The 12,378-nt window shown below is 70.6% G+C and carries 9 protein-coding genes; 7 read left to right on the forward strand and 2 right to left on the reverse strand.

From position 1 onward, the window contains the following. Positions 1-103 precede the first annotated feature (103 nt). Entirely contained in the window at positions 104-2,233 is a 2,130-nt protein-coding gene (locus M8J73_RS28765) for an ATP-binding SpoIIE family protein phosphatase (RefSeq protein ID WP_180303758.1), read from the forward strand. 208 nt (positions 2,234-2,441) lie between these two features. Here M8J73_RS28765 and M8J73_RS28770 read toward each other — a convergent pair whose 3' ends face one another. Then, positions 2,442-4,814, reverse strand: coding sequence for a transglycosylase domain-containing protein (locus M8J73_RS28770; RefSeq protein ID WP_055542841.1), 2,373 nt, complete (start codon positions 4,812-4,814; stop codon positions 2,442-2,444). Between the two features lie 333 nt (positions 4,815-5,147). Here M8J73_RS28770 and M8J73_RS28775 point away from each other — a divergent pair, with 333 nt between their 5' ends. The 3 genes from M8J73_RS28775 to M8J73_RS28785 are packed head-to-tail and all read left to right on the forward strand — an operon-like array spanning position 5,148 to position 8,709. Beyond that, positions 5,148-5,672, forward strand: a complete 525-nt coding sequence (locus M8J73_RS28775) for a PadR family transcriptional regulator (RefSeq protein WP_055521151.1) — start codon at positions 5,148-5,150, stop codon at positions 5,670-5,672. Further along, complete coding sequence (locus M8J73_RS28780) at positions 5,669-6,361, forward strand: ABC transporter ATP-binding protein (protein ID WP_055542840.1); 693 nt, start codon at positions 5,669-5,671, stop codon at positions 6,359-6,361. Before M8J73_RS28775 ends, M8J73_RS28780 begins: the two co-directional genes overlap by 4 nt. Next, positions 6,358-8,709 (forward strand): ABC transporter permease, encoded by a 2,352-nt coding sequence (locus tag M8J73_RS28785; protein ID WP_055542839.1) that lies wholly within the window; start codon positions 6,358-6,360, stop codon positions 8,707-8,709. The genes M8J73_RS28780 and M8J73_RS28785 overlap by 4 nt, the downstream gene beginning before the upstream one ends. A gap of 31 nt (positions 8,710-8,740) precedes the next feature. Here the strand turns inward: M8J73_RS28785 and M8J73_RS28790 are convergent, their stop codons facing one another. Then, on the reverse strand, positions 8,741-9,688 hold the full coding sequence (locus tag M8J73_RS28790) for a LysR substrate-binding domain-containing protein (RefSeq protein ID WP_240501752.1): 948 nt from the start codon (positions 9,686-9,688) through the stop codon (positions 8,741-8,743). Between the two features lie 163 nt (positions 9,689-9,851). Between M8J73_RS28790 and M8J73_RS28795 the strand changes: the two genes are divergently transcribed. From M8J73_RS28795 to M8J73_RS28805, 3 genes are all read left to right on the forward strand, one after another. After that, complete coding sequence (locus M8J73_RS28795; RefSeq protein ID WP_055542837.1) at positions 9,852-10,406, forward strand: peroxiredoxin; 555 nt, start codon at positions 9,852-9,854, stop codon at positions 10,404-10,406. 7 nt (positions 10,407-10,413) lie between these two features. Next, positions 10,414-10,947, forward strand: a complete 534-nt coding sequence (locus tag M8J73_RS28800; protein WP_055542836.1) for an alkyl hydroperoxide reductase — start codon at positions 10,414-10,416, stop codon at positions 10,945-10,947. Positions 10,948-11,143: 196 nt separating this feature from the next. Further along, positions 11,144-11,932 carry a class I SAM-dependent methyltransferase gene (locus M8J73_RS28805; RefSeq protein ID WP_249829259.1) on the forward strand — a complete coding sequence of 263 codons (789 nt, stop codon included), beginning with the start codon at positions 11,144-11,146 and terminating at the stop codon, positions 11,930-11,932. Positions 11,933-12,378: the final 446 nt, after the last annotated feature.

A 12,378-nucleotide genomic window follows, 5' to 3' on the forward strand; every position in this document is an offset into this window, starting at 1 on the left:
ATCCGTTCCTGGGGCACGTAATCCGGGTATCGGCCTTTCTGCGGGACGAAGTATCGGGTTTGCTGCGGGACGAACTGCGCGTAGCTCGCGCAGTCCCGGACGGATGGATTCGACACGCGTGACGGAGCACCCCACCTCCCACGAGCGCCCTCAGAGCGGCGCCGGCCCCGCGGATGCCCGCGGGGCGGTTCTGCGTACCCAGGAGCCGCTGCGCGCGGCGCCCGCCGGGGCCTTACCCGCACAGGCGCGCATGAGTGACGCGCAGGCCCGTACGGGCGACACGGCCGCCGAGCCGGGCACGGCGACCCCGTGCCCGAAGAACGGCGAAGCCCCCTCGGAGCACGCCCAGCCGGCGCTCTCCGAGCATTCCCAGCCCGCGGCCACCGAGCCCGACCCGCACCGCCCGCGCCCGGCGCCGGAGACCATTCCGGCGCAGCCCGGCGGCGAGGCGGAGCGGTCCGCCGGCACGGTCGGCGGCCTGGAGCGGCGCAGCGGGCAGGGTGTCCCGCCGGGCGCCCCCATGCCGATGCGGCGTGACGGCGACCGGCTGCGGTTCGTCGGCGCCGCGACCCGGCGGATCGCCCGCGGCATCGACCTGGACGAGATCGTCATGGGTCTGTGCCGGGCGACCGTGCCGACGTTCTCCGACGCGATCCTCGTCTATCTGCGCGAGCCGCTGCCCGTCGGTGACGAACGGCCCACCGGGCCCATGCTGCTGCGGCTGCGCCGCACCGACCGGATCCCGGAGGAACGGGACACCGAGGGCGGCTTCATGCCGGCGCTCCAGCCCGAGCCCGTCGACCTGGCGGTCGTCACCGCCGAGCAGTGCGAGGTGCGGCCCGGCGGGGCGCTCGCCGAGGTGCTGCGCGGGGTGCGACCCGTCTTCGCGGACGCTCCCGCCGCGCACGACGCGCTGCCGGAACTGCTCGGCCCGGACGCGCAACTGACGGTGCCGACGGGGCAGCGGGCGATCCTCGCTCCGCTGCGCGGGCGGCGCCGGGTGATCGGCGCGGCCGTGTTCCTGCGCCGCCCGGAGCGGATGGCGTTCGAGCAGGACGACCTGCTGGTGGCGGCGCAGCTCGCCACCCACAGTGCGCTCGGCATCGACAAGGCCGTGCTGTACGGGCGTGAGGCGTACATCGCGGACGAGTTGCAGCGCACGATGCTCCCGGAGGCGCTGCCGAAGTGCACCGGCGTCCGGCTCGCGCACCGGTATCTGCCGGCCGCGGAGACGGCCCGGGTCGGCGGCGACTGGTACGACGCGATTCCCCTGCCGGGGAGCCGGGTCGCGCTGGTCGTGGGCGATGTCATGGGCCACTCGATGACATCCGCCGCGATCATGGGCCAGCTGCGGACGACCGCGCAGACGCTGGCGGGTCTCGACCTTCCTCCGCAGGAGGTGCTGCACCACCTCGACGAGCAGGCGCAGCGGCTGGGCACGGACCGGATGGCGACCTGTCTGTACGCGGTCTACGACCCGGTCTCGCACCGCATCACCATCGCCAACGCCGGGCATCCGCCGCCGGTCCTGCTGCATCTGGGCGGGCGTGCCGAGGTGCTGCGGGTGCCGCCGGGCGCGCCGATCGGTGTGGGCGGGGTGGACTTCGAGGCGGTGGAGCTGGACGCGCCGGCCGGGGGCACGCTGCTGCTGTACACCGACGGGCTGGTGGAGTCCCGGCTCCGGGACGTGTGGACGGGGATAGAGCAGCTCCGCGAGAAGCTCGCCGCGACCGCGCAGTTGACCGGGCCGGACCATCCGCCGCCGCTGGAGGCGTTGTGCGACGAGGTGCTCGACATGCTCGGTCCGGGTGACCGGGACGACGACATCGCGCTGCTCGCCGCACGGTTCGATGGGATCGCTCCCAGTGATGTCGCCTACTGGTTCCTGGAACCGGAGGAGATGGCTCCGGGGCGGGCCCGTCGTCTCGCTCGTCACGCCCTGTCCCGCTGGGGGCTGGAGGAACTGACCGACTCGGTCGAGTTGCTGATCAGTGAGGTCGTGACGAACGCGGTGCGGTACGCCACGCGGCCGGTGACGCTGCGGTTGCTGCGGACCGATGTGCTGCGGTGCGAGGTGACCGACGACGTGCCCCAGCTGCCGCGGCTGCGGCAGGCCCGGGCGACCGACGAAGGCGGGCGCGGGCTCTACCTCGTCAACCGGTTGGCGAAGCGGTGGGGGGCGACGCGGTTGAGTGCGGGGAAGGTGGTCTGGTTCGAGCTGAACCAGGCGTGAGCGCTCCGCTGGGTTGAGCCCGTCACAGCTCTGGGCGGGTCACAGCTCCAGGTCGGTCACAGCTCGGGGCCGGTCAGAGTTCGGGGCCGGCCGTGGTCTACGGACCGCGGGTTGTGTGTGGTTGATCGCGCAGTTCCCCGCGCCCCTTAACTACGGAGGGGGCGCCCGGTTTTCACCGGGCGCCCCCTCTTTGTGTTGCCTTTGGTGGCTAGCCGCCTGTCTGTGGGTCCTTCGGGTCCGGTGGCAGGTCGATCTCGCCGTCGCTGGGGGTCTCCTCCGGCGTGGTCTCGGGAGTCTCCTCAGGCGTCGTCTCCGGGGACTTCGACGGGCTCGCCTCCGGGGACTTCGACGGGCTCGCCTCCGGGGACTTCGACGGGCTCGCCTCCGGGGACTTCGACGGGGTCGGGCTCGGGCTCGGGGACTCCGTGGGTGCGACCGCGGCGCCCTGGGTGGTCTTCAGGTCGAACTTGCTCTTCTGGCCCATCACACCGAAGGTGTACGTGGCCCAGATCTGGGCGGGGAAGCCACCGCCGTTGACGCGTTCGACGCCGGCCGCCCCGTACATCGGGACGTGCTTGCCGTTCTTGCTCATGTCCTCGCCGAAGAGGCCGACCGAGGTCACCAGCTTCGGCGTGTAGCCGGTGAACCAGGCGGAGCGGTTCTCGTCGGAGGTACCCGTCTTGCCGGCGACCTGCTGGCCGCCCCGGGCGGGGTTGTCCCGGACGGAGATCTTGGCCGTACCGTCGTCGACCACGCCCGTGAGGACCGAGGTGACCGTGTCGGCCGCCTCGCGGGTGATGACCTGCTCGCCGATCGGGTCGGCCATCTGGAGCGGGCCGTCCCGGTGTGTGGCCGAGGCGAGGATCGTCGGGGTGACCTTCTTGCCGTGGTTGTCGAGGGTGGCGTAGATGCCGGCCATCTCCAGCGGGCTCGCGCCCATGGAGCCGAGGGTCTGGGCGGGCACCGCCTGCATGCCCTCGGTGTCCATGCCGAGCTTCCCGGCGACCTCCATGACCTTCTCCATCCCGACGTCGACGCCCATCTGGGCGAAGACGGAGTTGATGGACTTGTTCATGGCGGTCTGCACGTCGACGTCGCCGTAGTTGACGTCGTCCTCGTTGGGCGGGGCGAAGCCGACCTTGGTGCCGTTGTCGAGGACCTGGTGCCTGCTGTCACCGTCGTAGAGGGTGTTCGCGGCGATCGGGTCGCCGTCCTGCGTCTCGGCCTGCCCGTCGACGGCCGCGGCGAGGATCACCGGCTTGAAGGTGGAGGCGGGCTGGTAGTCCCGGCGCGTGGCGTTGTTCTGGTAGTGCTTCACGTAGTCGATGCCGCCGTACATGGCGAGGACCTTGCCGGACTTCGGGTCGACCGAGACGGCACCGGCCTGGATGTGCGCGTCGACCTTGCGCTTCTTGGGGTCGAGCTTGCTGGTGAGCCGCTGCTTGACGGCCTTCTCCAGCGCCGCCTGCTTCTTCGGGTCGATGTTGAGCTTGATGGTCCAGCCGCCCTTGTCGATGAGCGCTATGGCCTGCTCACGGCTGTCCACCCTGTTGCTGGCGACGAGCTGGCGGGCCAGCTCGCTGTTGGCGGCCTCCACCAGATAGCCCGTCTGACCGGCCATGTCGGGCGTGGCCTGCGGCGGCTTCAACTTGGGGAACTTCATACCCTCGCGCTTGTCGGCGTCCAGCCACTTCATCTCGACCATGTTGTCGAGGACGTAGTTCCAGCGCGCCATGACCAGCTTCCTGCCGGTCGGGGTGGCGACGGCCAGGTCGTACTGGCTGGGGGCCTGGAGGAGAGCGGCGAGGTACGCGCCCTCGGCGACCGTGAGCTTCTTGGCGTCCTTGCGGTAGTACGCCTGGGCCGCGGCCTGGATGCCGGAGGCGCCGCGGCCGTAGTAGCTGGTGTTGATGTAGCCCGCGAGGATGGTGTCCTTGGTCTCGTTGCGCTCCAGCTTCAGGGAGATGACCAGCTCCTTGAGCTTGCGGGTCACCGTCTGGTCGGACGTCAGATAGAAGTTCTTGACGTACTGCTGGGTGATCGTCGAGCCACCCTGCTTGCCCTTGCCGGACAGCGTGTTGATCACACCGCGGGTCATGCCCTTGAGGTCGACGCCCGGGTCGTCGTAGAAGCTCTTGTTCTCGGCGGCGACGAAGGTCTTCTGAACGTCCGGGGGAACCTGGTCGAGTCCGACGATCTCGCGAGCGGTCGTGCCGTTGCCCGTGCGCGCGAGGAGCTTGCCGTCCTCGAACTGGTAGACGTTGCTTTCCTTGGTCGCGTCCGGGTTGCCCTTGGGTATGGGGATCATCAGGTACAGCACGACGAACGCGCCCATGAGGAGCAGGCAGAGACCGAAGAACGTGCCGAGGATCTTCTTCCAGGTGAAGAAGCGGCGTATACCGGTCTTCTTCTTTTTCCCGCCGCCCTTGCCGCCCTTGGCCGCGGCCCGGGCTGCCGCCCTGCCACCGCCCGCGGGCGCCTCTATGACCGCGGTCGTCCCTGCCTCACCGCCGGACGAGCGCTTGGGCGCCGCGCGGCGACCGCCGCGTTGCCGCGCTCGTCTTTCTTCCGCTCGTCCCATGACTTCGGTCCGCTCCGCCTCTGCTCGGTCTCGTACGTCACTCAGGTCAATGCCAGCTCAGCAAGCTAACACCGAGGACAGTGACAAAGAGGAGTCGATAGGGCCTCGTCCGGCGTGACAATGCGCACGCGACACGGACGGTCACATACCTCGTCCCACCGGAACGGACGTTCCAACAGGCGCGATGGTTGCCCCAGCAGGCCCACAAGTTGCGGGCCGCAGTGGTGACAGAACCGTGACATTCGCGTGTGACCAGCGGCGGATCCACCGTCCGACACGACCTATACACGGCAGGTATACGTGGTGTGTATACGCGGTGTGTACAGTCATGCCATGTCCATCGGTCACACACTCCTGGGACTCTTGGAGTCCGGGCCCCGACACGGTTACGACCTGAAGCGGGCCTTCGACGAGAAGTTCGGTCATGACCGGCCCCTGCACTACGGCCAGGTCTACTCGACGATGTCGCGCCTGCTGAAGAACGGCCTGGTCGAGGTCGACGGCATCGAGCCCGGCGGCGGTCCCGAGCGCAAGCGGTACGCGATCACCGAGGCGGGCATCACCGATGTCCAGCGGTGGCTCGCGACGCCGGAGAAGCCGGAGCCGTATCTGCAGTCGACCCTCTACACCAAGGTCGTGCTCGCCCTGCTCACCCACCGGGACGCGGCGGACATCCTCGACACCCAGCGCTCCGAGCACCTGCGCATGATGCGCATCCTCACCGACCGCAAACGCAAGGGCGACCTCGCCGATCAACTGATCTGCGACCACGCCCTGTTCCATCTGGAGGCCGACCTGCGATGGCTGGAGCTGACCGCCGCCCGACTGGGCAAGCTGGCCGAGGTGGTGACCCGATGACCCCGCCGCCCGCCGGCTCCCTGCTCGTCGCGACCGATCTGCGCAAGGCGTACGGCCCGACCACCGCGCTGGACGGCGCCGGGTTCTCCATCCACCCCGGCGAGGTCGTCGCGGTGATGGGGCCCTCCGGCTCCGGCAAGTCGACCCTGCTGCACTGTCTCGCCGGGATCGTGCCGCCCGACTCCGGGTCCATCACGTACAACGGCCGCGAGATGGCCACCATGAACGACGCCCAGCGCAGCGCGCTCCGCCGCAGCGACTTCGGGTTCGTCTTCCAGTTCGGCCAGCTGGTGCCCGAGCTGACCTGTGTGGAGAACGTGGCGCTGCCGCTCCGACTGAACGGCGTCTCCCGCAAGGAGGCCGAGCGGACCGCGCTGTCCTGGATGGCACGCCTGGAGGTCGACGACCTCGCCCGCAAGCGCCCCGGCGAGGTCTCCGGCGGTCAGGGCCAGCGGGTCGCCGTGGCCCGGGCGCTGGTCACCGGCCCGCGGGTGCTGTTCGCGGACGAACCCACCGGCGCGCTCGACTCGCTCAACGGCGAGCGGGTGATGGAACTGCTCACGGAGGCGGCCCGGTCCACCAACGCGGCGGTCGTCCTGGTCACGCACGAGGCGCGGGTGGCCGCGTACTCGGACCGCGAGATCGTCGTACGGGACGGGAAGTCGCGGGACATGGAGCGCGTCATATGAGGTCCGCCGTGGTCGGCCAGTGGTACCGGGACCTGGCGATGGGCGTGCGGTTCGCCTTCACCGGGGGCCGTGAGGGATGGGTGCGCGCCGTGCTCACCGCCTTCGGTGTGGGCCTCGGGGTGGCGCTGCTCCTGCTCACCGCGGCCGTGCCGAACGTGCTGTCCGCGCGGGACGCCCGCGAGGAGGCCCGGCAGGACCGGGGGATCGGCTACCTCGAGAACAACGCCGAGTCCAAGCCGACCGACAGCACTCTGCTCATCGCCGACACGGACACCGAGTACCGGTACCAGGAGATCCGCGGCCGGCTCCTCGAACCCGAGGGCGCCGACGCGCCGCTGCCGCCGGGGGTCGCGAAGTTCCCCGCTCCGGGCGAGATGGTCGTCTCCCCCGCCCTGTCCGAGCTGCTGGCGTCCGACGCCGGGAAACTGCTGCGCGAGCGGTTGCCGTACAAGACGGTGGGGACCGTCGGCCAGGCCGGGCTCATCGGCTCGGGCGACCTCACCTACTACGCCGGCGGCGAGCGGCTCGCCGAGCGGCTCGACGGGTCGGTGGTGGCCCGCATCGACCGGTTCGGTTCGACGGATCAGCCCGAGCAGGAGGTCGACCCGATCCTGCTGCTGCTCACCGTGGTCGTCTTCGTGGTGCTGCTGATGCCGGTCGGCGTCTTCATCGCCACCGCCGTACGGTTCGGCGGCGAGCGGCGCGACCGCAGACTCGCGGCGCTCCGGCTGGTCGGCTCCGACAGCCGGATGACCCGTCGGATCGCGGCGGGCGAGGCCCTCGCCGGGTCCGTGCTGGGGCTGCTCTTCGGGACCGGGTTCTTCCTGGTCGGCAGGGAGGTCGCCGGTTCGGTCGAGGTGTTCGGCGTCAGCGTGTTCCCCAGCGACCTCAACCCCTCCCCCGGTCTGGCGCTGCTGGTCGCGCTCGCCGTGCCGGCCGCCGCCGTCCTCGTCACGCTGTTCGCGCTGCGCGGCGTCGTCATCGAACCCCTGGGTGTGGTCCGCACGGCCAAACCGGCCCGCCGCAGGCTCTGGTGGCGGCTGCTGCCGCCGCTCGGCGGTCTCGCCCTGCTCTACCCGATGCTCGGCCAGGGCTCGGAGAACGGCGAGTTCAACGAGTACCAGGTGACCGGCGGTGTCGTCCTGCTGCTGTTCGGTATCACGGCGCTGCTGCCCTGGGTCGTCGAGGCGTTCGTCGCCCGGCTCGGCTCCGGCGCGGTCTCCTGGCAACTCGCCGTCCGCCGACTCCAGTTGAGCAGCGGCTCGGCGGCCCGCATGGTCAACGGCATCGCGGTGGCGGTGGCCGGCGCGATCGCCCTGCAGATGCTGTTCGCCGGGGTCGAGGGCCGGTTCACGGCGTCGACCGGCAAGGACACCACCCGCGCCAACCTGGAGCTGGCCCTCCCGAAGGACGGTTCGTTGGTCGCCATCGGGGAGAAACTGAGGGGGGCCAAGGGCGCGGCGGCCACCGCGGCACTGTCCACGACGGAGGTGGCCGCCGCGGCCAAGGACCCCGAGCAGTGGCTGGGGGTGACCGTCGGCGACTGTGCCGCGCTGCGCGAGCTCGCGAGGATCCCCTCGTGCCGCGACGGCGACGTCTTCGTGGCGCCCCACCCGGCCGACCCGGCCTCGACGAACCTCGCCACCGCGGGACGCACCGTGTACTTCGACCCGTCCTTCAGCGGGGACGAACCGGGCTCCGAGGTCGCCTGGAAGCTGCCGTCCGGGATGAAGAAGGTGACCGTGCGCGCCGACTCCCTGCGGATCGGGGCGTCAGGGCTGATGGTGACCCCGGCCGCCCTGCCCGCGAAGACCGAGGCGGACTTCACCAGCACCGTGTACGTACGGACGGACCCGGCTGTCCCGGACGCGCTCGACGAGGTGCGCAACGCGGCCGTGGCGATCGATCCGCTCATCCGGACCTGGGAGTGGGAGTCGACCACGCAGGCGGACCAGTTCACCGACATCCGCACCGGACTGCTGGTCGGCGCGACCGCCGTACTCGTTCTGATCGGCGCGAGCCTCCTCGTCGTCCAGCTGGAGCAGCTGAGGGAACGCAGGAAGCTGCTGTCCGCGCTGGTCGCGTTCGGCACCCGCCGCCGCACCCTCGGGCTGTCCGTGCTGTGGCAGACGGCGATCCCGATCACCCTCGGCCTGGTCCTCGCCCTGACGGTCGGTCTGACCCTGGGCGCCGTCCTGCTGAAGATGACGGACGTCCGCGTGGGGGTCGACTGGGCGAGCGTGCTGTCGATGGCGGGCATCGGCGCGGGTGTCGTCGTCCTGGTCACGGCCCTGAGCATGCCGCCGCTGCTGAGGATGATGCGGCCGGAGGGGCTCCGCACGGAGTAACAGAGCAGTCGGGGCCCTTCGCGGGCCGCGGCTACAGCACCCGGACCGGCAACGGCCGCAGCGCTTCCCTGAGCGCTGCGGCCAGTTCCTCGTACTCGGCCCCCCGCGCCGCCCCCGTCCGCATGGCGAGGGCGACGCGGCGGCTCGGGGCCGGGTGCGCGAAGCGTCCCGTCAGCAGCTGGGGGTTACGGCTGGTCTCCACCGTCACGGCGGTGCGCGGCAGCAGGGTCACCCCGAGCCCGCCGGCGACGAGCTGGACGAGGGTGGAGAGACCGGCCGCGGTCGTGGTGACGGGGACGTCGTCGCGGCCGGCCTCCCGGCAGATGTCCAGGGCCTGGTCGCGCAGGCAGTGCCCCTCGTCGAGCAGCAGCAGACGGAGCGCGCGCAGCGCCTCGCGGGGGATGCCCTCCTGTCCGCCCAGTTCATGGCCGAGCGGGGTGACGAGCACGAAGTCCTCGTCGAACAGGGGCAGTTCCATGACTCCCGGGACGCCCAGTGGCACGGCGAGGAGCAGCAGGTCGAGACGGCCGGTGGTGAGGCCGTCGAGCAGGTTCGCGGTCTGCTCCTCGTGGACCTGGAGGTCGAGGTCCGGGTAGCGCTCGTGGACGAGGTTGAGGACCGTCGGCAGCAGATACGGCGCCACCGTGGGGATCACGCCGAGGCGCAGCGCCCCGGTGAAGGGCGCCCGTACCGCCTCGGCCTCCTCCATCAGCGCCGCCACCTCCGCCAGCACCGCCCGCGCCCGTACGGCCAGTCGCTCACCGGCGGGCGAGAGCAGCACCTTGCGGGTGGTCCGCTCGACCAGGGTCACGCCCAGCGTCTCCTCCAGCGCGGAGACGGCGCCGGACAGGGCCGGCTGGCTCATCCCTATCGCGGTCGCGGCGTCCCGGAAGTGCAGATGCTCGGCGACGGCCGCGAAGGCCCGCAACTGGGAGAGGCTGGGCCGGCGACGGACGGCACCGTTCACGGGAGGCCGCACCGATGACCCCACCTTTCACTGAAAGTCACTGATAACTACATTCGATCAACCCGACCGAGTGTAGCTATTTCATTGATCAATGCACCCTGTGCCACCATCGTGATCGTCCAACCCGTCGGAAACCCCTGGTCCAAGGGGTGTTTTCGCGTTGCAAGGAGAGCCTGTGCTCACTGTCGGTGACAAGTTCCCCGAGTTCGATCTGATGGCCTGCGTCTCGCTGGAGAAGGGCAAGGAGTTCGAGCGGATCAACCACAAGACCTACGAGGGTCAGTGGAAGATCGTGTTCGCGTGGCCCAAGGACTTCACCTTCGTGTGTCCCACCGAGATCGCCGCGTTCGGCAAGCTGAACGACGAGTTCGCCGACCGTGACGCCCAGGTCCTCGGTTTCTCCGGTGACTCCGAGTTCGTCCACCACGCCTGGCGCAAGGACCACGACGACCTGCGCGACCTGCCGTTCCCGATGATGGCCGACTCCCGGCACGAGCTGATGCGGGACCTCGGCATCGAGGACGAGGAGGGCTTCGCCAAGCGCGCGGTGTTCATCGTGGACCAGAACAACGAGATCCAGTTCGCCATGGTGACCGCGGGGTCGGTGGGCCGTAACCCCAAGGAGGTCCTGCGGGTCCTGGACGCCCTGCAGACCGACGAGCTCTGCCCGTGCAACTGGAGCAAGGGCGACGAGACACTGGACCCCGTCAAGCTGCTGGCCGGGGAGTGAGGCTGCCATGTCCCTCGACGCTCTGAAGTCCGCGATACCGGACTACGCCAAGGACCTCCGCCTCAACCTGGGGTCCGTGATCGGCAACTCCGAGCTGCCCGCGCAGCAGCTGTGGGGCACCGTGCTCGCCACGGCGATCGCCTCGCGGTCGGCCGTGGTGCTGCGGGAGCTCGCGCCGGAGGCCAGGGCGAACCTGTCGCCCGAGGCCTACACGGCGGCGAAGTCCGCGGCGGCGGTGATGGCGATGAACAACGTCTTCTACCGGACGCGGCATCTGCTCTCGGACCACGAGTACGGCAATCTGCGGGCCGGACTGCGGATGAACGTGCTCGGCAACCCCGGCGTCGACAAGGTCGACTTCGAGCTGTGGTCGTTCGCGGTGTCCGCGATCAACGGCTGCGGGCTGTGCCTCGACTCGCACGAGCAGGTCCTGCGGAAGGCCGGGGTCGACCGGGAGACCGTGCAGGAGGCGTTCAAGATCGCGTCGGTGATCCAGGCGGTGGGGGTCACGCTTGAGGCGGAAGCGGTTCTCTCCGAGTAGGGCGCCGGCCGCCCTGTGGGTGGGAGGTGCGGGTGCGTCGGCGACCTCGGGTAGGTCGTGACTGGTCGCACAGTTCCCCGCGCCCCTGAAGGTGGCCTGCGGCCCCTTCAGGGCGCAGGCCACCCGACGCACCGGGGCGCGGACCCGCTGAAAAGCGCTCGCGTCCGGGCGCTCCCCCTTGGAAAAATCCCTGCCCATGACCGGTCTCCCTTCCCCCACCTCCCCCACCTTCGAAGAGCTCGTCGCCGAAGGCGACGCCGTGCCCACCGCGGGGTGGGACTTCTCGTGGTTCGAGGGGCGGGCCACCGAGGCCCGGCCCTCGTGGGGGTACGCACGGGGGATGGCGGAGCGGCTGGGGCGGGCGTCGGCCGCGCTGGACATCCAGACCGGGGGCGGCGAGGTGCTGGACTCCGCCCCGCGGCTGCCCCGGCTGACCGTCGCCACCGAAGGGTGGCCGCCGAACGTCGCCAAGGCCACCGCCCTGCTGCATCCGCGCGGGGCGGTGGTCGTCGCCAGCCCGGAGGACGCGCCGCTGCCCTTCGCGGACGGGGCCTTCGACCTGGTCACCAGCCGTCACCCGGTCCAGGCGCACTGGACGGAGATCGCCCGCGTGCTCAGGCCCGGCGGCACCTACTTCGCCCAGCATGTGGGGCCCGCCAGCGTCTTCGAGCTCGTCGAGCACTTCACCGGCCCCCTGCCGGACGAGGTCCGCTCAGGCCGGGACCCGGAGCGCGAGCGCGCCGACGCCGAGGCGGCGGGGCTGGAGATCGTGGATCTGCGGGCCGAGCGGCTGCGGATGGAGTTCTACGACATCGCCGCCGTCGTGCACTTCCTGAAGAAGGTCGTCTGGATGGTGCCCGGCTTCACCGTCGACGCGTATCGCCCCCAGCTGCGCTCCCTGCACGAGCGGATCCGGACCGAGGGGTGTTTCGTCGCCCACAGCGCCCGCCACCTCTTCGAGGCGCGCAAGGCGGCGGACGTCTAGGGCGCTTCTGATGGATCCCCGCGGGAGAAGGAGCGGCGTCCGGTGCGTGCTCTCGGCGTGCCGCGCGGAAGCCCTCGTACTGGATGTACTTGGGCTTTCGCGCGGTGCGGCGAGAGGGCGTGCCGGGCGTCGCGACGCCGCGGAGATCCATCAGAAGGGCCCTAGCCGGTCCTACGCCCCGGAAGCCGCACCCACGGCCTTCCCTTTCGCCAACTTCGTCCGGCGGTAACGGCACTTCGGGGCGCCTGCGTGTGAGCCGTCCGGGTGAGGGGGCGTCCCTCGCCGCCCGGCGGCGACACCTCGGCCTGCCCCCGTCCCCTCCCGGTGTCCACATCGTTATCGCTCGCGACTTGGCGAGGACGGCTACTCTCGCGTAGGTTCAGACCAAGGTAATTCGCGTGAGCAAAGCTGCGCGGGGCGGCACCGCGCAGTGGAGGGGGCTGCGC

This window comes from Streptomyces neyagawaensis (genome assembly GCF_023516595.1).
GTDB lineage: Bacteria > Actinomycetota > Actinomycetes > Streptomycetales > Streptomycetaceae > Streptomyces > Streptomyces neyagawaensis.